This is a genomic window from Oleidesulfovibrio alaskensis DSM 16109 (assembly GCF_000482745.1).
Taxonomy (GTDB): domain Bacteria; phylum Desulfobacterota; class Desulfovibrionia; order Desulfovibrionales; family Desulfovibrionaceae; genus Oleidesulfovibrio; species Oleidesulfovibrio alaskensis.
Map to the genome: position 1 here is coordinate 136,822 of NZ_KI519496.1, position 23,307 is coordinate 160,128.

At 57.4% G+C, this 23,307-nt stretch carries 21 protein-coding genes; 9 read left to right on the forward strand and 12 right to left on the reverse strand.

Annotated features, from left to right (window positions below):
• Positions 1-149: 149 nt before the first annotated feature.
• The 3 genes from H586_RS0117265 to H586_RS0117275 all read right to left on the reverse strand — a co-directional run bounded on the left by H586_RS0117265 (position 150) and on the right by H586_RS0117275 (position 4,350).
• Positions 150-1,355, reverse strand: a complete 1,206-nt coding sequence (locus H586_RS0117265; protein WP_027182637.1) for an ATP-binding response regulator — start codon at positions 1,353-1,355, stop codon at positions 150-152.
• A gap of 39 nt (positions 1,356-1,394) precedes the next feature.
• Positions 1,395-3,692, reverse strand: coding sequence for a PAS domain S-box protein (locus H586_RS0117270; RefSeq protein ID WP_027182638.1), 2,298 nt, complete (start codon positions 3,690-3,692; stop codon positions 1,395-1,397).
• A 163-nt stretch (positions 3,693-3,855) separates the two neighbouring features.
• Positions 3,856-4,350 carry an RrF2 family transcriptional regulator gene (locus H586_RS0117275; RefSeq protein ID WP_011369380.1) on the reverse strand — a complete coding sequence of 165 codons (495 nt, stop codon included), beginning with the start codon at positions 4,348-4,350 and terminating at the stop codon, positions 3,856-3,858.
• Positions 4,351-4,846: 496 nt separating this feature from the next.
• Between H586_RS0117275 and H586_RS19755 the strand changes: the two genes are divergently transcribed.
• Positions 4,847-5,179, forward strand: a complete 333-nt coding sequence (locus H586_RS19755; RefSeq protein ID WP_011369381.1) for an ArsR/SmtB family transcription factor — start codon at positions 4,847-4,849, stop codon at positions 5,177-5,179.
• Between the two features lie 53 nt (positions 5,180-5,232).
• Positions 5,233-6,378 (forward strand): permease, encoded by a 1,146-nt coding sequence (locus tag H586_RS0117285; RefSeq protein ID WP_011369382.1) that lies wholly within the window; start codon positions 5,233-5,235, stop codon positions 6,376-6,378.
• Positions 6,379-6,764: 386 nt separating this feature from the next.
• On the opposite strand, the gene phnE (H586_RS0117290) is transcribed toward H586_RS0117285, so the two are convergent.
• The 5 genes from phnE (H586_RS0117290) to H586_RS0117310 form a co-directional block, all read right to left on the reverse strand.
• Positions 6,765-7,562: a phosphonate ABC transporter, permease protein PhnE gene (phnE, locus tag H586_RS0117290; RefSeq protein ID WP_011369383.1), complete on the reverse strand. Its 798-nt coding sequence runs from the start codon at positions 7,560-7,562 to the stop codon at positions 6,765-6,767.
• The gene (gene phnE, locus H586_RS0117295) at positions 7,559-8,347 is read right to left on the reverse strand and encodes a phosphonate ABC transporter, permease protein PhnE (protein ID WP_011369384.1); all 789 of its coding nucleotides are present in this window, start codon (positions 8,345-8,347) and stop codon (positions 7,559-7,561) included. Before phnE (H586_RS0117295) ends, phnE (H586_RS0117290) begins: the two co-directional genes overlap by 4 nt.
• On the reverse strand, positions 8,344-9,135 hold the full coding sequence (gene phnC / locus H586_RS0117300; protein WP_027182640.1) for a phosphonate ABC transporter ATP-binding protein: 792 nt from the start codon (positions 9,133-9,135) through the stop codon (positions 8,344-8,346). The genes phnE (H586_RS0117295) and phnC overlap by 4 nt, the downstream gene beginning before the upstream one ends.
• 104 nt (positions 9,136-9,239) lie before the next feature.
• Positions 9,240-10,265 (reverse strand): phosphate/phosphite/phosphonate ABC transporter substrate-binding protein, encoded by a 1,026-nt coding sequence (gene phnD / locus H586_RS0117305; protein WP_011369387.1) that lies wholly within the window; start codon positions 10,263-10,265, stop codon positions 9,240-9,242.
• 236 nt (positions 10,266-10,501) lie between these two features.
• The gene (locus tag H586_RS0117310) at positions 10,502-11,266 is read right to left on the reverse strand and encodes a DeoR/GlpR family DNA-binding transcription regulator (protein WP_011369388.1); all 765 of its coding nucleotides are present in this window, start codon (positions 11,264-11,266) and stop codon (positions 10,502-10,504) included.
• Between the two features lie 154 nt (positions 11,267-11,420).
• On the opposite strand from H586_RS0117310, the gene H586_RS0117315 reads away from it, so the two are divergent.
• Both H586_RS0117315 and glpD read left to right on the forward strand, forming a co-directional pair.
• Positions 11,421-12,188, forward strand: a complete 768-nt coding sequence (locus H586_RS0117315; protein WP_011369389.1) for an HAD-IIA family hydrolase — start codon at positions 11,421-11,423, stop codon at positions 12,186-12,188.
• A gap of 191 nt (positions 12,189-12,379) precedes the next feature.
• A complete protein-coding gene (gene glpD / locus H586_RS0117320; protein WP_011369390.1) occupies positions 12,380-13,882 on the forward strand; it encodes a glycerol-3-phosphate dehydrogenase in 1,503 nt (500 codons plus the stop codon).
• An 84-nt stretch (positions 13,883-13,966) separates the two neighbouring features.
• On the opposite strand, the gene H586_RS0117325 is transcribed toward glpD, so the two are convergent.
• From H586_RS0117325 to H586_RS0117345, 4 genes are all read right to left on the reverse strand, one after another.
• On the reverse strand, positions 13,967-14,779 hold the full coding sequence (locus tag H586_RS0117325; protein WP_027182641.1) for an alpha/beta fold hydrolase: 813 nt from the start codon (positions 14,777-14,779) through the stop codon (positions 13,967-13,969).
• 167 nt (positions 14,780-14,946) lie between these two features.
• Complete coding sequence (gap, locus tag H586_RS0117330; protein WP_027182642.1) at positions 14,947-15,966, reverse strand: type I glyceraldehyde-3-phosphate dehydrogenase; 1,020 nt, start codon at positions 15,964-15,966, stop codon at positions 14,947-14,949.
• A 45-nt stretch (positions 15,967-16,011) separates the two neighbouring features.
• Entirely contained in the window at positions 16,012-16,572 is a 561-nt protein-coding gene (locus H586_RS0117335) for a GAF domain-containing protein (RefSeq protein ID WP_011369393.1), read from the reverse strand.
• Positions 16,573-17,059: 487 nt separating this feature from the next.
• A complete protein-coding gene (locus H586_RS0117345) occupies positions 17,060-17,275 on the reverse strand; it encodes a DUF2905 domain-containing protein (protein ID WP_011369394.1) in 216 nt (71 codons plus the stop codon).
• Between the two features lie 101 nt (positions 17,276-17,376).
• Here H586_RS0117345 and H586_RS0117350 point away from each other — a divergent pair, with 101 nt between their 5' ends.
• The 5 genes from H586_RS0117350 (at position 17,377) to H586_RS20320 (ending at position 23,050) form a co-directional block, all read left to right on the forward strand.
• Positions 17,377-18,588 carry a helix-turn-helix transcriptional regulator gene (locus H586_RS0117350; protein WP_027182643.1) on the forward strand — a complete coding sequence of 404 codons (1,212 nt, stop codon included), beginning with the start codon at positions 17,377-17,379 and terminating at the stop codon, positions 18,586-18,588.
• Between the two features lie 324 nt (positions 18,589-18,912).
• Positions 18,913-19,698 carry an ABC transporter substrate-binding protein gene (locus H586_RS0117360; protein ID WP_011369396.1) on the forward strand — a complete coding sequence of 262 codons (786 nt, stop codon included), beginning with the start codon at positions 18,913-18,915 and terminating at the stop codon, positions 19,696-19,698.
• Between the two features lie 90 nt (positions 19,699-19,788).
• Positions 19,789-20,442 carry an amino acid ABC transporter permease gene (locus tag H586_RS0117365; protein ID WP_011369397.1) on the forward strand — a complete coding sequence of 218 codons (654 nt, stop codon included), beginning with the start codon at positions 19,789-19,791 and terminating at the stop codon, positions 20,440-20,442.
• 13 nt (positions 20,443-20,455) lie between these two features.
• Positions 20,456-21,199 (forward strand): amino acid ABC transporter ATP-binding protein, encoded by a 744-nt coding sequence (locus tag H586_RS0117370; protein ID WP_011369398.1) that lies wholly within the window; start codon positions 20,456-20,458, stop codon positions 21,197-21,199.
• A 651-nt stretch (positions 21,200-21,850) separates the two neighbouring features.
• Positions 21,851-23,050, forward strand: a complete 1,200-nt coding sequence (locus tag H586_RS20320; protein WP_051364091.1) for a GGDEF domain-containing protein — start codon at positions 21,851-21,853, stop codon at positions 23,048-23,050.
• Positions 23,051-23,307 lie beyond the last annotated feature (257 nt).

The following is a 23,307-nucleotide window of genomic DNA, read 5'->3' on the forward strand; positions in this document are numbered from 1 at the left end:
CCCCTTGCCCGTCGGAGACATGAAACAACCGCACATGAAGACGCCTCCGGCAGGCAGGGCGATGATCTCCCTGCACCCTCAGTACGCACGCCGCGTGCGGCCTGTTCCGGCGTGAGGCGCGTTGTGCGGCCTTGTCCCGCCACGCAAGGTCACTCGTGGCAAGCCTTAACGGACAGTGGGAGGGAAAGTTCGGCTTCAGTGCCGCCCCGGGCACGGGCACGGATGTGCAGTTCGCCGTTCTGCTCGCGCATTGATTTACGCGTTGCCATCAGGCCGAAACCGGAACCGGCTGGTTTGGAAGTAAAGCGGCCGTTGCGGAGCTGCCCCGCCGCCTCAGCAGGCAGGCCGGAGCCGTTGTCGCATACGATCCAGCGGACGCAGACATTGTCCTGTACCACGCGGATGCTTACAGTACCGGCACCGTGTTCCAGAGTGCCCGCGGCAATGGCTTCTTCCACCGCATCCACGGCATTGATGACAAGGTTCATCAGGCAGGCGTGCAGTGCAGAATAATCAAACAGCGCACTTTCGGATTTTTTGGCATTTTCAGATTGGTGCGACGGTTCAAGGCACAACAGCGCTCCGGCATCCGCCGCTCTGCTTTGCAGCAGCCGGACAACATCGCGCGCCACGCCCAGAGGATCGCCGGGCTGCATATCGGGTTGTGCCGGTCTGGAAAGATGCAACAGGTTCATTGCCATGTCACGCAGTCTGCCCACATCTTTACGCAGCATCTGCCAGCCCTGCTCAAGATACTCGCGGTTATCAAGCTCGAGCCCTTTTTCCAGGACAAACATAGCCCCTTCCAGCCCTCCGGCCAGATTCTTGATGGCGTGTGCCATGGTACCGGCAGTTTCCCCCATGGCGGCAAGGCGTTCGGCTTCCAGCAACTCGCGGGTGCGCTGTTCCACCAGCGATTCCAGCTGGCTGGTATAGCGCCGCACCTGCCCCCGCAGAGCAATCCGTTCTGCGGCGCGGGCCAGCGCAAATTCCAGCACATCGGCATTAACGGGCTTGGTCAGAAAATCACCGGCCCCCTGCCGCAGACTTTCCACTGCCAGCTGCATGTCGCCATGTCCGGTCAGCATCAGCACTTCCGTATCGGGCCAGGCTGTTTTAAATGCGCGCAGCAGGGCCATGCCGTCCATAACGGGCATGCGCACATCGGTCAGCAACACATGGGGCGGCCCGCTGTCATGTGCCAGCTGCAGCGCGGCTTCGCCGGACTGAGCTGTAACAACCTGATACCCCATATCGGCAACAAGAGGCCCCAGTGTTGCCAGAATGCCCGGCTCATCATCTACAAGCATGACAGAAAGAGGTGCAGACTCCGCTGCCGCTGACAGATCCGGCATGGTACTGTTCCATCGCTCCGCGCAGGCGGGATAAAGATGTTATGTTGCAGCGTTCTCAGACCCGGCGGGCAGAGAGCTGGTGGAAGGAAACCGCAGAATAAAACAGGCGCCGCCTTCCGGCATATTTGCCGCCTGTATGCTACCACCGAAATCTTTCACCAGCCCGTAGCTGATGGAAAGACCGAGTCCCGTTCCCTTGCCCACGCTTTTGGTAGTGAAAAACGGTTCGAATATCTTGTTAAGCAGCGAACGGGGAATCCCCTTGCCTGTGTCGCACACACGCACCACAACCTCTCTGTCTTCCACCGTTGTGCGCACGGTGATACGGCGCGGGGCATTAGGATCGCGCTCCGAACGCTCTTCAATGGCATCACGCGCATTGAGCAGCATGTTTGTGAACACCTGTTCAAGCCTGTTAGGCATGGCCATGACCGGCGGCAGAACTTCGGCCAGCTGCCAGTCCACTTCAATCTGCCGCAAAGAAAGCTGGCGGGCAAAAAACTCGCACGATGACTGCAGAACAGCATTGAGATTTACCGGTTCCAGCGTGATATCCGACTGGCGGCCGAAGTCCCGCATATGATTGATAATACCGCTGGCTCTGTCCACATGGCTGTCTATTTCGCGTGCCATGGTTTCCAGCACATCGGGTGCCACTGGTTCACCGCGATGTATTTTGCGCATGATAAAACTGCTCGCGGTTTTAATGACAGTCAGCGGCTGGTTCAGTTCATGTGCCACGCCGGTTGCCATCTCACCCAGTGTAGCCATTTTTCCGGCCTGAATCAGCTTCTGTTCGGTCTCCAGCCGTTCGGTCACATCGCTGGCAGCCACCAGCAGCACTGTACGCTCATGGTATTCTGCGGGGGACAGCATGATGTCGACATACAACATGCTGCCGTCCTTGCGATGGTTGCGGGCCCGGGGAAGTACAGTAAATGCTTTCAGCTGCGATGCGTACCGCCTGCGCTCCTCTTCGGGAAACATGTCAAGAAACGACATACCGGTCAGCTGGCTGCGTTCATAACCGTACAGGGTTTCCACGGTATGGTTGCAGTCAACAATATCAAGCGTCTGCGCATCCAGCACAAACACGGCGTTGGGAATGTTATTGAAGATGGCGTGATATTTCTGTTCCGAGCGACGCAGCCTGTCTTCGGCCTTTTTCAGCGCCGAAACGTCAATGGACATTTCCATGGCTGCTGTCACCTGCCCGTTTTCATCCACAACAGGAGAGGTATGCACAAGCCAGTGTGTTCTGGAACCATCCGGATTGGTGCGGTATTCTTCGCTGCAATGCGACCTGCCCGTGGCAAATGTACGTTCCACAGGACAATTGGGACAGGGGTCTGTGCGGCCTTTATACGCCTGATAGCAGAACGCACCGGGCAACGGGTGAAAGCGCTCTGCAAATTCCCTGTTGAACTGCAACAGGCGGTATTCTCTGTCCTGCACGGTGATGCTGCACGGCACCTGCTCAAACAGCGCCTGATATTCCCGCCGCTGCCGCAACAGTTCTTCCTGCTTCTGGCGGATATCATCGGCCATGGACTGCACCGCGCCGGCCAGCTCTCCTATCTCGTCATGCTGGCCTGCATCCGTTATCAGCACCGGCTCGCCCCTGCCTATGCGTCTGGTGTTTTCCTTCAGGCGCGAAACAGGTTGCGTGATAAACCGCCGCAGCAACAGCACAATGGCCGAAGCAGAAAGCAGAAAGACCACTGCCGTGGCACCTACCATCCCCTGCTGGAAACGGGCAAAGTCCAGCTGCGCAGGACCAAGGCGCATCACCACGTCCAGTGCGCCGAGCACCTGTTTATCGGCAGAATGCACATGGCACGGCCCGCCGGAACAGCCTTCTTCATTCATGATGGGCCGCAGGCTGCCCAGCAGAGGTTCTCCGTCCGCACCGGTAAAGCGGCGGGTGCTTTCAGAAAGAGCCAGCCGGGTCAGCGGCGGCTCGGTGTGGTGGCAGACATTGCAGGCTTCATCACGTATGTTTGTCACCCGTCCGACCTCGTCGGCCTGACTGGAAAACATGATGGCTCCGGCTTTATTGTAAATACGGATGGAATGGATGTCGGGCTGACGGGCCAGATCGCGTATGATCTGATCAAGCTCATGGCGGGCGTTGGTCATCATGGCATAGCGCGTGCCCAGCAGAATGGTACTGCCCAGCCTGTCCGCGCCTTCGGCAAATTCGCGCATAGCATGACGCTGATGGTAGCGCATGTTAAACCAGGAAAGCGCCACAAGCCCTGTAAGCAGCGTCACACCCGTGGTCAGCACGATGCGGTACACCAGACCGAACCGGCGGGGGGATGTCTTTTTATGCATGGTATTCCCCTGCATGTGGCCGGCGCAGCAATAACACGCAGCGCGCCGCACGCACACAGCATTTGCGCGGAACATCCGCACGGCAGAACCACAAAAGCCCCGCCGGTGCAAGACATTCACACACCGGAATTCTTCCGGCGCAATACGGTACCAAATGGTACCATCAGGCGCCTTTTCTGGCACGGCTGCCCGAGGCGTGCCTGCAGTGCTCGTCTTCGATGGTCTGGCAGAAATCGCCGAACCGCACCCCCTGATCGGAGTAGGCCACAAGCTCGGCAAATGTGAAACGGTCAAGACGCTCGAACATGGCTATTCCCGCTTCTTTCCAGAGCATTCTGGTAAGACAGCCGGGCGCATGGGTACAGCCCTCTTCATCGCGCCCGCAGCCCACGATGTCTGTGCCGCCTTCCAGCAGGCGCACCACATCGCCCACGGTAAATGTGGTTACATCACGCGCCAGCGTATGGCCCCCGTTGGGCCCGCGCTGGGCCTTTAAAAAACCGGCCTCTTTCAGCTGGCGGGCAATCTTTTCAAGATACTTCTGCGAAACCCCCAGACGCTCGGCCACGTCCCGCATCAGCACTGGCCCGTTTCTGCCGTGAACCGCCACATCAAGCAGCATGCGGGTACCATACCGGCTGTTGGTCAGAAGGCGCATTGTTTCCCCTCCGTTTTTGGTCTTACAAGGCCGCACAATATCAGCGGCCAAACACAAGCAAGGCCCTGACAGCCGCGAAGGCATCCTGCCCGATGCCGTATCTGCTGCACGTCACCGTACAGACAGCCGCAGACTGTCAGAGCGCGAGCCGGATTTGCCGCGCGCATGAAAGGCACACGCGACAGGCGACCAAGAGAACGCCGCGGCTTTCCTGCCCGTTTTCCAAAGCATACAACACCCCCCGCAAACTCTCAACAAAAGACCACAAATACGGTGGAAAATTAATATGTTCTGACAAAAGGCCCATGCATCGCATGCGCTTTTTTTCACATCCTTTTCCACAGAAAAAAACAACACGAACACAGCATGTTAGCGAACACTTACACACCAGCTTTCCTCTGCCGAAGCATTTGGCTGAATCGCCAAATACTTCTTGACACGCCCCTTCGCCGGAAGTATTTGGCGAAAAAGCCAAATGAAAAAGGAGGGCACAGTGATGGATAATCCGTTCACTGAGCGTCAGGCCGCAATTTTTAAAGCGCTGGGACATCCGGCACGATTATGCATGGTCGATGCGCTGACCGCCGGAGCACGCTGTGTGTGCGAACTGCAGGAACTGGTCGGCTCAGACATGTCCACTGTCTCCAAGCATCTTTCCGTACTTAAAAAAACCGGTATCGTGCAGGATGAGCGTCGCGGCAACAATATTTACTATTCCATTGCCCTGCCTTGCGTGACCGGTTTTCTGCAATGCACCCGTCAGGCTGTGGAGCGCGCAGGCATCAGCCCCGCACCTGAACAAACCGGCAGAACGGATGCAGCCGACTGACAAATCCGCCTTGAACGGCAAGCATGTTGAAACCCCTAAAAAGGAACACCGCGATGTCTGCACACGACCCTTTTACAGCTCCTCCCTGCTGCTGCAATAAAGACAACCCCGTCCGGAAACAGGACAATACAAAGACCCCCGGCGGCATGCGTCCTCTGCAACCTGCCGGTGGCCGCGCCATTCGCCCGCGCACCATGCTATTCTTAGCAGGCGGGCTTGTCGTATGGTTTGCCGTCTACGGGCAGCTGCTGTCTTTTGCCCGTCTTGTCACCTACGACGTGCTGGGTCTCGGGCGCGGCACACATCTGGGCGAGGCTGTTGAATTCTTTATTTACGACACGCCCAAAGTGTTGATGCTGCTTGTGCTGGTTGTCTTCGGTGTCGGCATTCTGCGGTCTTTTTTCACACCTGAGCGCACCAGAAAAATTCTGGCCGGACGCAGTGAGGCCGCCGGTAATGTGCTGGCAGCCCTGCTGGGCATTGTCACCCCGTTCTGCACATGTTCGGCGGTTCCTCTCTTTATGGGGTTTGTGGCAGCCGGCGTACCGCTCGGGGTCACACTCTCTTTCCTTATCGCCGCCCCCATGGTCAACGAAGTTGCCGTGGTATTGCTCTACGGACTGCTGGGATGGAAAGTCGCCGCCCTGTACATGGGCACCGGTCTTGCCATTGCCGTGCTGGCGGGCTGGATTATCGGCCGCTTGCGCATGGAACGTTATGTGGAAGACTGGGTTACACAGACAACACAGCCCGCAGCCGGTTTGATGCTGGAAGCACGCATGAGCTGGGAAGGACGGATCAGCTACGCAATTGGTGCCGTGCGCGATATCGTCGGCAAAGTGTGGCCGTATGTTGTACTGGGCATAGCCGTGGGAGCCGGAATTCATGGTTATGTGCCCGAAGGCGTTCTGGCTTCCGTCATGGGCAAAGAAGCATGGTGGTCTGTGCCTGCCGCGGTGGTGCTGGGCATTCCCATGTATTCCAATGCCGCAGGCATCATTCCTGTAGTGCAGGCACTGCTGGGCAAAGGCGCCGCGCTGGGTACCGTACTGGCCTTCATGATGGCCGTCATCGCTCTATCGCTGCCCGAAGCCGTCATACTGCGGCGCGTACTCAAAATGCCCCTTATCCTCACATTCTTCGGCGTGGTGGGCTGCGGAATCCTCATTGTCGGCTTCCTTTTCAATATGCTCATCTGACCGGCCGTATCCGGCGGGCAAGGGGAATCATTCCCCTTACCCGTCGGAGACATTACACAATCACTCATGAAGACGCCTCCGGCGGGCAGGGAGATGATCTCCCTGCACCCTCAATGCGCTCTTCGCATGTTCCCCGGATACGCCCGCGGCGCGCTGTACTGCTTTGCTCCGTGCCGATGATGCCGCCCTGAACGCCCCAAAGGCCATAGCTGACCGGTCCGCGCCGGGCGCATCTCGGGATGCAACGGGGGATGCAAGGGGAATCATTCCCCTTGCCCGCCGGAGGCATAGCTATTTAAAACAAAACGGACCCCGCTTCCTGCAAGAGGCGGGGTCCGTCAACAATCCCTTACGTAATGCGCGGGAATTGTATTTCTGTGTACGTTTTAGATGATACGCTTGCGTATCTGCGTGACCAGCACCTCGGCCAGTACAACCACGGCAAAAATGCAGACCAGCACCAGTGATACGCGCGTCCACTGGAACAGGTTAAGTGCCGTATCAAGCGCTACGCCGATACCGCCGGCGCCCACCAGACCGATGACCGAAGATTCACGCACGTTGATGTCCCAACGGAACAACGCGATACTCCAGAACGCGGGAGAAACCTGAGGCCAGTAAGCCTTGAGGAATATGCTCACCCACGGCGCACCTGCGGCGCGCATGGCTTCCACCGGCCCGCTATGGGCTTCTTCCAGTGCTTCGCCGAACAGTTTGCCCACAAACCCGATGGAACGCACGGCAATGGTGATAACCCCTGCCAGCGTGCCGGGACCGAACATGGCCACAAACAGCATGGCCCACACCAGCGAGTTAACCGAACGGGAAGAAACCAGAATAAAGGTTGCCAGCCAGTTGAGTGCGGGAGCACGGCACACGTTACGTGCAGCCATCACACCTACCGGCAGCGCCAGCACCAACGTCAGCAGCGTACCCAGCGTGGCGATATGCAGTGTTTCCACCAGACTGGCGTGCACCCCTTCGTAATAAAAACCGAAGTCCACAGGCCACATGCGCTGGAAAAGGTCAGAAACCTGATGCGGAGCATCCATGAGGAACTCGGGGATGACCTGCACGGTACGGAACGACCATGCCAGCAGCACGCCCACGCACAGAAATACGGTAAATCGCGCATAGCGTTCGGCACGGGTAAACCGCACCCACTCACGGTCTGCTACGTTCATCGGAACACCCCCTTCACCCGCTGGGCAAGCAGTTCGCTCACCATAACCAGAGCGATGATGCAGATAAGGATGGCACTCACGAAGTCATAGTCGTAACGCTGGAATGCAGCCGCAAGCGTACCGCCTATGCCGCCTGCACCCACAATGCCTATCATGGTCGAGTTACGCAGGTTGGCGTCTGTCTGATAGGTGGCAAACCCGATGAAGCGGTTCAGCACCTGAGGCAGCACGGCAAAAATAAGCACAGAAGGAAACGGTGCGCCCGCAGCCCGCATGGCTTCGACAGGTTTAAGCGAAATCTCTTCGATGGCTTCGGCAAAAAGTTTGCCGATAAATCCTATGGAAGCGAAAATAAGAGTCAGAATACCCGCCAACGGCCCGAACCCCACGGCCTTTACAAACAGAATAGCAAAAATCACGGGGTGAAAAGAACGGCAGATGGCAATAAAACCGCGGCTGGGCCATGTGAGCCAGTCGGGCATCAGGTTGCGCGCGGCCATAAGACCGATGGGCAGCGAGATAAGCACACCGAAAGCAGAAGAGATGATAGCAATCTGCAGTGTTTCCAGAAGGTTGTTTATAAGCAGCTGCCAGCGGGCAAAGTTGGGCGGCACCATGGCCCCCAGAAAGCGCTGGGCGTTGTCCATACCGGCGATGACGCGGTCAAAGGAAATTTCCAGCGACTGCGCCGCCCATATGCAGTACAGCACGACAAGCAGGTACCCGGAGCGCGCCCAGTAATTCGGTCTGAACGGTGCCGGGCGTTTCATGGGGCTATCACTCATTTCAGCCAGTCCTCGCCGCCGTAGATTTCCTTCAGGTGATCATTGGCCAGATCGGCCGGATCGCCGTCGAACACCACAAGCCCTTTGCTCATGCCCACCACGCGGTCGGCAAAGCGGCGGCCCAGCGACACGTCGTGGATGTTGACCAGCACGGGGATGTTGTTACGGTTTGCCACCTCGTTCAGCAGCTCCATAATTTCCACCGACGTCTTGGGGTCAAGAGACGAAGTAGGCTCGTCTGCCAGCAGAATATCAGGCTGCTGCATAACGGCGCGGGCAATGCCCACACGCTGCCGCTGTCCGCCCGAAAGTTCGTCGGCGCGGGCCTGGGCAAAGTCGGAAAGACCCACAAGGTCCAGCAGGTCATAGGCACGGCTGATGTCTTCTGCAGGAAATTTACGCAGCCATGCGCGCATGGGAGAAATATACCCCAGTCTGCCGCAGAGCACGTTTTCCATAACGCTCAGACGTTCCACCAGGTTGAATTCCTGAAACACCATGCCTATGCGGCGGCGCATGGCGCGCAGGTCGCTGCCGCGCAGTGCGCACAGGTCCACCCCGCCCAGCATGATGCGGCCGGCCGTGGGTTCGATAAGCCTGTTGATACAGCGCAGCAGTGTGCTTTTACCCGTACCGGAAGGGCCTATGATGGCGGTGGTGCTGCGTCCTTCGACGGTAAGGCTGATATCCTTGAGCACCGCTTTGCCGCGGACATATTCCTTGCGCAGATGTTCAATGACCAGAGATGCTCCGGCAGACGGAGCATGTTGTGCAGTTGCCTGAGTCACTGTTGACTTTCCTTTGTGTAAAACCCTGAAAACATGGACAGTGGGCGTCGGAAACACCGACGCCCACTGTGTAAGCCGTTATCAAATGGTACTGCCGGGCAGCCCTACTGCTTGGCCTTGGCGGCCTTTTTAGCCTTGGCTTCGGCTTCTTTCTTGGCAATGGCCTCAAGACCGGCCTGATTGAAGTGTTCGCCGTTGGCATCGGCTATATCGCGGATGATTGCCCAGTCTTTCTGATACGTGACGGGGAAGAAACGGTCCGCGCCGCCGAAAGTTTTCTGCATGGCAGGGGTGAAGCGGTATTCAAGGAATGCCTCACGGATCTGCTCCACCAGTTCGGGCTTCAGGTCGTGTGCGTACCCGAAGGAGGAAGTGGGGAACTGTTCGCTCTGCCAGACGATACGGAAGTCTTCTTCGTTGATGCGACCGGCTTTGGCCATACGTTTGAACACGTCGCCTGCCACAGGGGCAGCGTCGTAGTCGCCGAAGGCCACGCCCAGAATGGACTGGTCATGCTTGCCGGAGTAGACAACGGTGTAATCTTTGTCGGGGGTGATGCCCAGCTTGGGGAACAGTGCGCGGGGAGCAAGGTTGCCGGAGTTGGACGAAGCGGAAGTGTGCGCCACACGTTTGCCCTTAAGGTCGGCCACGGACTTGATATCGCTGTCCTTGCGGGTGATCAGCAGCAGGCGGTAGCCCTGAAATTCGCCTTCATTGCCTTTGACGGCGATGGGTATGTAGCCGGCAAGGTTGACTGCGTAGCAGGTGGGACCCGTGGAAAAACCGGCGATATGCAGACGGCCGGAGCGCATGGCTTCCACTTCTGCAGCATTGGACTGCACCGTGTAGTATATGACACGCTTGCCGGTTTTCTTTTCAAGATATGCCTGAAAATCGGCAAAGGCGTCCTGATACACTGCGGGATCTTCCACAGGGGTATAGGTGAACACCAGCGTGCTGGGGTCCTTGAATTCGGCGGGATCCTTGGGCGGATCTGCCACGAGGTCTTTGTTTTCATCGCAGTACGCTTCGTCCAGCGCGCCGCGGAACGAGCAGTCGGCGGCAAAGGCCGACGTTGCCAGACCCATGAAGGCCACGATAGCCAGCAGACAAGTCCACTTCCTCAACATAGTGCACTCCTTGAGATGATGCGATCCGTGTGGACGGTCGCCCGAATCCTCCCGGTGCGGACCGTCACCTGAAAAACCTGCAGTACGGTAAATAATAACGAACGATTCTCAAAGCGTTTTTTCATATCCACGCCGCGAAAGGCGCGTATGAGACGCTTTTTGAATTCTTTGATTTCCCAGCCGAAAAAGACAGCGCCCGGCAAAGAGGCAATGCCCGCCAGCGTATGCGGCAGACATCAGGCAAGAAACAGTTCCGCGCCTGATTCCTTTACCAGCGTTTCCCACTGCGGCGAAGGCAGCGGCCCGTTGGAGAACAGCGCCGTCAGGTCGCTCAGGCGCGCCATGCGCACCATGGCAGGCCGGCCGAACTTGGAGTTATCAGTCACCATGTACACATGGCGCGAACACTCGATGATGGTACGGGCCACAGCCACCTCGCGGTAGTCGTAATCCAGCAGATTACCGTCTTCATCTATGCCTGAAATGCCGATGATGCCGTAATCCACCCGGAATTCGCGTATGAAGCGTTCTGCGCTGGGCCCCACTATGCCGTTGTCTCTGTGGCGGACAGTACCCCCCGCCACCACAACGTCATGTGATGAATTCTGGGCAAGAATGGAAGCCACGTTAAGGCTGTTGGTCACCACCCGCAGGCCTTTATGAGCCAGCAGGGCGCGGGCCACTGCTTCCGTGGTGGTGCCTATGTTTATGCACAGCGAAGCACCTTCCGGAATATGCTGGGCCACCAGCTCTCCTATGCGCCGCTTTTCGTCCATAAACATGGATTTACGCTGATCGTACACAATGTTGCTGGAGCCCAGAGGCACCCCCGCCCCACCGTGAAAGCGCTGCAGCCGGCCTTCGGCGGCCAGCGTGTTTATATCTTTACGGATGGTCTGAGGAGTCACTCCGAAACGGACGGCCAGTTCTTCGATGGTGGCATATCCCCTCTCGGCAAGGAACTCCTGTAACGATTTGTGTCGAACCGCGCTTTTGCTCATGGGCGCACTTTAGCGTTGCCGGACGCAGAAAACAAGGGTTCCGGCACTGCGGCCGCCCGTGCTGGACAGACATACAGGCGCGGCGTATCATGCTCGGATACGCATTTTCCGGCAGAGTATTTTCATTTTCGCTCATCAACCGCAGGACCAGCGCATGAATGCCAAACGCTGCTTTGTCTTCGACCTTGACGGCACAGTCTATCTGGGAGACAAGCCCATCCGCCCCACCGTGGATTTTATCCGCAACCACTGGGATACTCTCGATTTTCACTTTCTCAGCAACAACACATCCAAGTCTCCGGAAACATACATCCGCAAACTGCGCGGCATGGGCATAGCCGCCCGCATGGAACAGATTCTTTCACCGGTCACGCCGCTGGTTGCCCATCTGCGGCATCACGGCATCCGCACGGTCTATCCGGTGGGCAACAACGACTTTGTACGCTGTCTTACCGGTGCCATGCCCGAACTGACCATAGGCGAAGAGCATTGTCAGGCGGTCATTCTGGCCTACGACACCGAGTTGACGTATCAAAAACTGGCGCGCTCGGCTTTGCTGCTGCAGAACCCCGGCGTGGCGTTCCTTGCCACGCATCCGGATCTGGTATGCCCCACTCCCGAAGGCCCCGTGCCCGACGTGGGCAGCTTTATGGCCCTGTATCACACGGCCACGGGCCGGCGCCCGCAGCACATCTTCGGCAAGCCGGAAACAGCCGTGCTTGCCCCGCTGCTTGAACGGTACGCGAAAGAAGACATGGTCATGGTGGGTGACAGGCTGTCCACAGACAAGCTGCTTGCGGAAAATGCAGGAATTGATTTTCTGCTGGTGCTCAGCGGCGAAGCCAGACGGGAAGACCTTGCGGGGCTGGCCCGCCAGCCTTCTCTTGTGCTGGAGCATCTGGGCGAACTGCAAGGCTACTGATTTTTCTCTCAAAATAAGCGCCCGGAAACTGCATGAAAAGTTTCCGGACGCTTTTCCGTTATAATGCCCCCTCACATGCCCGGCGCAGAATCCATCCGGCTTTTTTTTCGCACCTGTTTCGTTTTTCCTTTTTTATTTTCGTTTGCGAAAATTATTTTGACCATTCCGAAAGCAGGGTCTATGCTGCCCCCATGGAAACGAACATTTATGATGTGCTTATTGTCGGTGGCGGCATCAACGGTGCCTCCGCGGCCCGCGATGCGGCCGGCCGGGGGCTTTCCGTTGCACTCTGCGAGGCCGAAGACATAGGCTGGGCAACGTCCTCCGCGTCGTCCAAGCTTATTCACGGCGGCCTGCGCTATCTTGAACACTATGAATTCAGACTGGTGCGCGAAGCCCTGGCGGAACGCGAGGTGATCCTCGCCAATGCGCCGCACATTTCATGGCCCATGCGCATCGTGCTCCCCCATGCTCCGTGGCTGCGACCGGCGTGGCTCATCCGCGCCGGACTGTTCCTCTATGACCACCTGAGCCCGCTGCGGCAGATTGCCGGATCAGAAAAAGTCAATCTGAAAAAGCATCTCGCCGGAAGGCCGCTTTCGGACAAATTCAAAACCGGCTTTGAATATTCCGACCTCGGCGTGCTGGACACCCGTTTCTGCCTGTACAATGCCCTTGACGCGGCACTGCGCGGTGCGGCGGTGCACACGCGAACCCGCGTGGAAAAAGCCGTGCGCGAAAACGGCCTGTGGGTGGCCCGCATCCGCAACACCCGTACCGGCGAAGAAAGCGAAATCAGAGCGCGCTCCATGGTCAACACAACCGGCCCCTGGAGCAACGAATTTCTGACCAGCAGGGCTGAATCCAGCGATTCCGGCCGTATCCGCATGGTACTGGGCAGCCATATCATCGTGCCCAGACTGTACGATCATCCGTACAGCTATATTCTGCAGAACGACGACAACCGCATCGTGTTCGCCATTCCGTATGAATATGATTACACGATGATAGGCACCACTGATGTGGACTATCAGGGAGACCCCGCAAACGCTGCCTGTTCTCAGGCCGAACGCGAATACCTGTGCAAAATCACCAACAGCTACTTCCGCACGCAGATTACGCCCGAAGATATCGTCTGGGACTTTGCAGGTATCCGGCCGCTGTACTCTGACGGTAAGGATGCCACATCCGCCACACGCGATTATGTTTTCAAGGTGGAAAAAGACGCCGCCGGCAATGCCCCGCTGCTGAATGTTTTCGGCGGCAAGATAACGGCAGGCCGCGAGATAGGCGAAAAAATCGTCAACCAGCTGCTGCCGCTGCTGGGCCGCAGCGAGGCGCCCGAAACCAGCCAGTGGACAGCCACAGCTCCTCTGCCCGGCGGCGACATGCCCGAAGGCTTCGATGCCTATCTGTACGCTTTTCACCGCCGGTACCCGTGGCTGCCGGAACGCATGGCACACAGGCTGTGCCGCCACTACGGCACGCTGGCACACGATGTGCTGGCCGGTGCAACCAGCCTTGACGATCTGGGTGAACACTTCGGCGGCGGGCTGTATGAAGCCGAAGTACGCTATCAGCAGAAAAATGAATGGGCCGATGATGCCGAAAGCGTCATCTGGCGCCGTACGCGCCTTGGCCTGCATATGACTGAAGAAGAACAGGACAGGCTGCGTCGCTGGTTCGACGCATAACCTCCTTCACACGTGTTCTCCTCACTCCACTGCGGCGGTCTGCGAAAGCGGGCCGCCGTACTTTTCTGCTGCGTTGCTGGCCATCTAGGTCAGTTCGCGGAACAGCGTATCGTAAAAAACAGCTCTTGCTTCACGCTCGCGCCACGGGGTGTGGCCGCAGTGCGGCAGCACTATACAGCGGAAGTCGCCCAGAGCGCCGGCAAGAGGCCTGCGCACACCCTCCACAGGATGCGGATCGTACTCGCCGTGCAACGCCACCACAGGGCACCGCACAGATTCGGCCAGCGCCAGCAGAGCACCGCTGCGCCGCAGCGGTTCCGCCTGCGCACTCAGGGCTTCATACTGCGCAAAGCTGCAGGGCACACAGGGCTGGCGGGGAACCACGGTTCCTTCCGCCGGATTCCACGCATCGGCCGTTGAAAGCACATGGCCGAACTGCTGCAGCAGTTCGTCGCCGTGACGACTCATATACCGGCTGTCGCCAAAGGCCGCCTGCATCCGCAAAACCTCTTCGCGTTGTCGGGCATCCAGCCTTTCCAGCCTGACAGGCATGATGCCTGCCGCATAACGGGCCTCAAACGGCGGTGCGCCTATCATCACCAGCCGGGAAACCAGTTCGGGATGCCGCGCCGCGGTCATGAATCCCAGCAGCGCCCCCCATGAATGTCCCACAAGCACTGCGGGCAACGCGGCGTCGTAGCGCAGCACGCATGCCAGTTCCGCCACCAGCGCCTCCAGAGAATCGGCCCGCTGCCACGGTTCCAGCACGCCGAAACGGCTGGAAATATCACGCGCCAGCTGTCCCGCACTGCCGGGAGCTCCCGGCCCGCCGTGCAGCACCACCACGCGGCGCGGCGCCCTGCCGTGCTTTCTGAGGGCCCGTCGGACGTCATACATATGCGGAGTACATGATTTCGGACACATAGCGCTGCTTTACCGGTTATCAGTGAATGAAAAGGGACGCATGCTATCCTTTTTAGCACGCAAAAAAAAGGCCGCAACCCCCGGTTGCGGCCTTAGCATTACGTCTCAAACTGACGCATTCCGTTTGCGGAGCACGTCACCTACAGGCCGCGTTCCCTCATGTATTCCACAAGATCGGCCACACGGCACGAATAACCCCATTCGTTATCGTACCACACATACACCTTGGCCAGATTGCCTGTCTGCACCAGAGTGAAGTCCGCCTCTACAATACCCGAATGCGGGTCACCGATGAAGTCCGAAGAAACCAGCGGCAGTTCGGAGTACCCCAGAATGCCGTTCAGGCTGCCCTGAGCCGCGTTCTTCAGCGTGGCGCGCAGTTCTTCGGTGGTGGTTTCGCGCTCCAGAATGGCCACAAAGTCCACCAGCGACACCGTGGGCGTGGGTACGCGCACGGAATACCCTTCAAAGCGTCCCTTCATTTCGGGAATGACCAGCGCCACGGCCTTGGCGGCTCCGGTGGACGTGGGAATCATGTTGCAGGCGGCAGCCCGTGCACGGCGCATATCCCTGTGCGGCTGGTCAAGGATGCGCTGGTCGTTGGTGTATGAGTGCACGGTGGTCATCACACCTTTCTGGATGCCGAAGCTTTCGTGCATGACCTTGACCACGGGAGCAAGGCAGTTTGTGGTGCACGATGCGTTGGAAATGATCCTGTGTTTTGCAGGGTCGTAATCCTGATGGTTTACACCCAGCACCACGGTGATGTCTTCTTCCTTGGCAGGGGCAGAGATGACCACTTTCTTGGCGCCTGCTTCCAGATGCATGGCGGCTTTGGGGCCGGAAGTAAAAATACCGGTGGACTCGATGACGATGTCCACGTCCATGGCTCCCCACGGAATGGCGCGGGGATCGCGCTCTGCGTAGTTTTTAATCACAAAGTCGCCGCCTACGCGCATGATGTCGCCGTCAACGGAGACTTCGGGCGCAAAGCCGCGGTAGTTGGTGTCGTGGCTCAGCAGGTGCGCGTTGGTGTTGATATCGAACAGGTCGTTCACGGCCACCACGTCCACTGTGTCTCTGTGCCGTTCCCAAATGGTTTTAAGAACCTGACGGCCGATACGGCCGAAGCCGTTGATGCCGACTCTTACCTTTTTCATATGCTATCCTCCGCGGGCAGCGCATGGCGCTGGCTGCTGTGACTGCTAGTTTTCATCAACGCGGTAGATGTATTCTTCCGCCAGCCTGTTTTCGCGCTTCAGCGCCTCGTACATACGGGCGTTTTCCAGCGCGATGCCGGAAAGATTGGCAATGCAGGCAAGAAAATCCAGCTCGTCTTCGGTAAAGGTTCTGGCTTCGCCGGAATACACCCGCAGCACGCCCATGACCTTTTCGCCGCGCGCCTTCAGGGGCATGACCATCAGCGAGACAAGGCCTTCCGCCGCGGCTTCGTCGCGGTACTGAAAGCGCTTGTCGCTGCGTACGTCTTCGATATGCACGGAATTGCCACGCAGCACTTCCTGATCAAGATGGCTTTTTTCCACCTGAACAGGCCCCTTGAGGGCGTAGCGCTGGCTCAGCCCGTAACTGGCGCCGGGCAGCAGCATATCACCCTGTGCATCCAGAAGACGGATGAAGCAGCCCTTGGCACCTATGGCCTTGGTTACCTGCTCCGCGATATCCGCCAGAATTCTGGAAGGCTCAAGGCTCGAGTTGATGGATTTCGCAAGGGTGTAGATGGTTTTGTACAACCGCTGGGAACTCATGACTGAAACCTGCCTTGTTGGAGGTTGTCCGGAGCCGCTGCGGCTCCGGAAGAAACCCTGCCGGCCGCGTGAGGGCGACAGCGCGGCGGCCGCATACTGCAGCGGAGCGCCGCCCCGGCCGGCAACCACGAGGACGAAAGTTTTTCTGAAAACGACACTGCATGTATACCGCAAATCAGCAGGAAAAAAACACCCGCAGGCTGTAAATATACCGCCCGCCGTAAATCCGGCCGGTTCCTGCCTTGAGCCGCCGCAGCATGCACGCCGCTTCCGATAAAATTCTTTTCGTAATCGCAACATGCATCAGCACAACAAAATATGCAAGCGGGCAGCACACTTTTTCTGATTACAAAACAATTCAGGCACCTTTGGGCCGCTCTTCCGCTAAAAACACATATACTGCAACGGCGTATTAAAATTCATTTTCACACATAAAAGTTCAAAAACGAAACATCCGGCAATATTCATACTCCTGCTGCCGCACAGGTCATCTGCGGAAAAAATATAGCAGCAGACTGCACACCACGCTGACCACTGCCATGGATGTCAGCGGAAAAAAGAATTTCACCCGCGGCGAGTCCACACGGATGTCACCCGGCAGCCTGCCGAACCACTGCAGAAGCCACGGCGCACAATGCAGCACCAGCCCCGCCGCAACCAGCAGCAGTCCCGCAGCCACAAACCACCTGCCCGGAGAATCCATGATATACCTGCCCTTTTATCGCTGCAGCGCCGCCTTTTCTTGCACGACTGCGCATGATACCTGCACAGAGGTATACATGAAAAACAGGAAGTCAGCACGCCGTGAACAAAAATGATCATAATACTCCGCCGGTATGCGCGCCCGGCGACGTGGTGGAAGCATGGGACGATGTGATTCTGTACACCGATGCCGCAGGCACCGTGACAGCAGGAAACGGCAAAGCGCTGCACTACCTGCCGCAAAGCGGACGCGCCGGGGCTCCCTTCTGGCAGACACTCAGGCTGGGTACACAGTCTCTGCAGCAGACCCTGCACCGCTTTGCCCCCATGCAGATACATGAAATATCCGGCACCCACGGCGAACGCTTCCTGTTACGCATCATACCGGTGCATCCTTCGCTTTCGTCCCGGGGCGGTTTTGTGGTTGTGGCAACAGACAACCGCCCGCTGGAAGCTCTGCACGAAACATACGAGGAGAGGCTGGGGGACAACATCTCCGCGTGGGCAGACTCCATAACCCTGTTCAATGCGCTGTTTGACACTGCCAAGGACGCGACCTTTCTCATCAACGAGCAGGGCATCATTCTGACGGCAAACCCCGCAGCAGGCACACGCCATGCGCCTTCCGGCGGCGAACTGGCGGGCAATCCCGCAGAAACGCTGGCAGGGGCAAGCTTTCGCCCGCGCCTGCACAACGCCATGCAGACATTACGCCCCCGCACCGTGTGGGCAGAAAAAATTGTCGCGCTGGACGCACAGGGTGAAGGATATCCTGCCGAAGCCATCCTGCGTAAGATGGAGTTCACCGGCTACAGCCTGTTTCAGCTCATTCTGCACGATCTTTCCGCTCAGGTGGAGCTGAAAAAAGACCTGCAGGCACAGAAAGCCGAAGTGGAAAAAATGAACATCGCACTGCGTCAGGTTATCCGCACCGTGGAAGAAGAACGGCAGGAGATACGCGAACAGCTGACCAGTCAGGTAAAAAAACAGCTGCTGCCTGCGCTGGAACGCATAACCAAAGCCGAAACGCCCGAAGTGCGCGAAGGCTACCGCAACGTCATTCAGGAGCAGCTGAACGGCCTTACCGATACCGCCGGTGTGGAAGATGCAGACCTGCTGCGGCTTTCCCCCCGCGAAATGGAGGTCTGCCAGCTTATTCAACTGGGTCGCAACGGACAGGAAATTGCCGCGCTGCTCAACATGTCGTTTGAAACGGTACAGACACACCGCAAAAACATCCGCCGCAAGCTGGGACTCAAAGGCCGCACCGTCTCGCTTTTCAGCTACCTGCGGCGCAAGCCCGCCCTTTCATAACGGGTATACCCGAATACCCGACACATCCCCGACGCCCCCCCTTGCCCGCAGCTTATAATAGTGTTTAGCTGCAATAATTCTGTACTGTGTCTTTTACTGTGCACTTTTTTATTATGTGCACACGCAGCAGATGCCGTATCAGCATGAAACCGGACATAAGCATATGTCTGTCTTCATGCTTTTCCGGCTGTTCACCGACGTGCCCTGTATTCCGGAGTATCGCAGCATATCTGCCTGCTGCCGGAGACCTGCGTACATAAAGAGCTGTTTGCCGTTTTTATCCATACGCACAAGGGCACAACATAAACCTTACCGGAGTTTACCATGAAGATTGCATTCCGTTATTTTCCGCTGGCTGCCGTGCTTATGCTCGCCCTTCTGCTTTCCGCCTGTTCGGAAGAAAAAACCGACGCGCTCAGCCGCATCAAGGAAGCGGGCGAAATCAGCTTTGCCATGAGCGGCGGTTACCCGCCCTTCAATTTTTACAATGACAGCAACGAGCTGACAGGCTTTGACGTTGACGTTGCCAAAGAGGTGGCATCGCGCCTCGGCGTTGCCTTTGTACCCGTGACCACAGAGTGGAGCGGAATCATTGAAGGACTGCGCTCCGGCGCCTACGACGGCATTCTTGGCAGCATGGCTGTCACCCCCGAACGCCTTAAGGTGGTAAACTTTTCAAACGCCTACTACTACTCTGGCGCGCAGGTAATGGTAAAAGACAGTGCCCCTTACACCGCACCGCAGGAGCTGAAAGGCAAGGTTTTCGGCGTGGTGACCGGCACAACGTTTGCCGAAGATGCCGAAAAGCTGGGCGCCGGCGAAGTGCGTCTGTACAAAGATGACACACAGACCCTGCTTGAGCTTGATAACGGCGTGGTCGACGCCGTCATCACCGACAGGGTTGTGGGTGTGAACGCCGTCAATTCCGGCAGATTCAACATCCGCATGCTGGGCGCCCCGCTGCGCAGCGAAAATATCGCCGTCGCCTTCCGCAAAGGCGAAGACACCCTGCTTAAAGAAGTCAACGCCGTACTTGCCGCCATGCACGAAGACGGCACGCTGGCCAGTCTGAGCCGCAAATGGCTTAACGCCGACATAACCACCCGCTAGCGCGTAGAAACGCTTTTACCGCCGCACACTACCCTCAGGCAGTGTGCGGCGGCTGCCCTGCCGTACAAACAACAACACACCGGAAATATTATGTACTTCGAATTTTCTGCCATACCGAAGTACCTGCCCTATTTTTTGCCTGCCGCGTGGATGACGCTGCAGGTGACAACGCTCGGCATTCTGCTGGGCTTTGTGCTGGGGCTGGGTACCTCTTTTCTGCGCATTTCCGACAAAAAGATTCTCAACCTGCCCGCCAGGGCCTACATATATCTCATCAGAGGAACCCCGCTGCTTCTGCAGCTGCTGTTCATCTATTTCGGGCTGCGCAGTCTGGCCGGTCTGGAAGCAATAACCTCTGCAGTGCTGGCGCTTGGTATCCATAACGGCGCATACATAGCGGAAATATTCCGCGGAGCCATCAGCTCCATCTCCACCGGCCAGATGGAAGCCGCCCGCAGTCTGGGCATGTCCTACCCGCGGGCCATGGTGCGCATTATTCTGCCGCAGGCGCTCAAGCGGGCCATTCCGCCGCTGGGCAACCAGTTCATCATCGCGCTTAAAGATTCCTCACTGGCCAGTACCATCACCATCAACGAACTGCTGCTCAAGTCGCAGCAACTCGCCTCGTCCAATTTCATGATGATGGAAATGCTTGCCATCGCGGCACTGTTTTACCTGCTGTATACCGCGGTGTTCAGCTGGCTGTTCCACAGGCTTGAAGCAAAACTCGATACTGGCAGTTAAAGGAGTCAGATCCATGCAGAAAAAAAACAGACCGGTTATTGATATTGCAGGCCTGCACAAATGGTTCGGCGATCATCACGTGCTCAAAGGCATCGACCTGCAGGTAATGCCTTCCGACGTTGTGGTGGTCATCGGTGCCAGCGGTTCGGGCAAAAGCACACTGCTGCGCTGCGTAAACCTGCTGGAAGACTTTCAGGACGGAGAAATACGCGTTGGCGGTGTGGCCGTGCACAAAGAGGAACAATTCATCAACACGCTGCGCTCCCGCGTGGGCATGGTGTTTCAGCATTTTCACCTTTTTCCGCATATGACCACGCTGGGCAACGTAATGGAAGGCCCGCGGCAGGTGCGCCGCATGAACAAAAAAGAAGCCCGCGAACTGGCCGGGCACTATCTGGAAAAAGTAGGCATGGCGGACAAGGCAGACGCCTATCCGTCAACTCTTTCCGGCGGGCAGAAACAGCGCGTGGCCATCGCGAGAGCGCTGGCCATGGAACCCGAAGTCATGCTTTTTGATGAACCGACATCGGCTCTGGATCCGGAACTGGTGGGTGAAGTACTCTCTGTCATGCGCACGCTGGCCGAAGACGGCATGACCATGATGGTGGTCACACACGAGATGGGCTTCGCCCGCGAAGTGGCCGACACCGTGGCTTTTATGGATGAAGGCGTCATTCTGGAAAAAGAGTCTCCGCAGACGATATTCTCCTCGCCGCGGGAAGAACGCACACAGGCGTTTCTGGGGCAGATACTCTGACCCCGCATGCCGCTGAAGCCTCCGGCGTGCAGGGAGATGATCTCCCTGCACCCTCAACGCGCGCCTCGCATATTCCTCAGATACGCCTGCAGCGCGCTGTACTGCCTTGCTCCGTACCGGCAATGCCGCCCCGCACGCCCGCAAGCGCACAGCTGACCGGACGGCCTGTGGCGCAACGGGGGATGCAAGGGGAATCATTCCCTTTGCCCGTCGGAGACAGAAAACAATCACACAGAAAAACGCCTCCGGCGGGCAGGGAGATGATCTCCCTGCACCCTCGACGCGCGCCTCGCACACTCCACAGATACGCCTGCGGCGCGCTGTACTGCCTTGCTCCGTACCGGCAATGCCGCCCCGCACGCCCGCAAGCACACAGCTGACCGGACGGCCTGTGGCGCAACGGGGGATGCAAGGGGAATCATTCCCCTTGCCCGTCGGAGACATGAAGCAACCACACCTGAAGACGCCTCCTGCGGGCAGATTATAAGTTTAATTTTTTCATCGCCCGATATGGTAAACATATCCGCCTGTCCGTATGGCAGCACCTTTCCGGGCCGTCTGCCACGGAGCAGAGGACGCCTTGTCTTGTCTTGTCAGGCGCGCAAATACCGGTATAGTGCCTCCACACAACGCACATTACAGCACCATATCATGATAGACATCCGCACAGTTCTCATACTCAATGCTCTTGTATTTCTTATCGCCACGGGCTTTTCGTATTATATGTATACAAGAAAAGTTCCTGTAGATGGTGTAAAATGGCTTATTGCCGGATTCAGTTGCGGACTTGTAAGCATGGTAAGCTTTTTTACAAGAGGCTATATACCAACAGTCTACTCAGTACTTTTCGGCAACTCACTCGCTTTACTTTTTCTTATTATAATATATAACTGGGTAAGAGTATTTCTTGGCAAAGAAAAACTGACAAAACGCCAGTGGTCTTTTATCGCCGCTATCATAGCTGCATCAGCCTGCACCTATACATACTATGTTGCCATCGACAATAATATTTTCATACGGATATTCATTGTCAATACTCTTGTCGGCATAATAGGACTGCTCTGCGGATACACGCTTGTTCGCGTAAAAGACGTCACATTCTGCAAAATAACAGGCATCAGCTGCCTGCTGCACGGCTCATACAGCATTATTTACGGAACAGTCAGCCTGCTAAGCCAGCAGAGTTCTGTGGAGTATCTGCAGGCTGGCCCGCTTATCAGAATTTCCGTTCTTGTCTCTCTGGTTTTCGGCATCATGCTGATGATGGGAGTCAGCAGCATGATCAATGAACGGCTGGTACAGATGCTGGAAAAGGAAGCCCGGACAGACCCGCTGACCGGACTGGGCAACCGGCGGGCTCTATACACGGCCGCAGCCCATCATGTGGCCCGCCTGCACCGCCTGTGTGAACCGCTGGTCATACTTGTGATGGACCTTGACCGGTTCAAATCCGTCAATGACAAGTTCGGCCATCCTGCAGGTGACGCCCTGCTCCGGCATTTTGCCGCCATGCTGCAAAAACAGTTCAGAGGCACAGATCAACTGTTCCGCTTCGGCGGAGAAGAGTTTGTCGCGCTGCTGCAGCCTTCGGACGAGCGGGGTGCTGTATGTCTGGCCGAAAGACTCCGCAGGGAGATTGCCGCATGCCCCCTTCAGCTGGGCGGCGCTTCCATCGCTGTCACCGTCAGTATAGGCATTGCCAATATGCTGCCGGAAGAACCCGACTTCACCAGAGCACTCGGCCGTGCCGATCAGGCTTTGTATAAAGCCAAGGCAGGCGGAAGAAACAGGGTGGAAAGTTCGTACACCGTGCATGCCGCCGACTGTACAGAGCCTGTACCCGCCGTCTGACTTTCACCGCACCGGCGCGCTTGCCGGACTTCCTTCACTCCTTTCCTTCTCCGGTGTCCGCGTGCCGTTGCGTGCGTTATCACGTTCCGCCCGCGCCTGCTTATTCCCATTTTCCATTCAGTACACAGCTGATGCGCCGCGCACCGCCTCCCCCCCGCAAAGGCGCACTCCGGCACTCTGGCTGCTTTCTGCGGCCATCCCCTCCGGTTCCTTAAGCAGAAAAAAGTTATCCTCAGACTGATATGTATAATTTAACA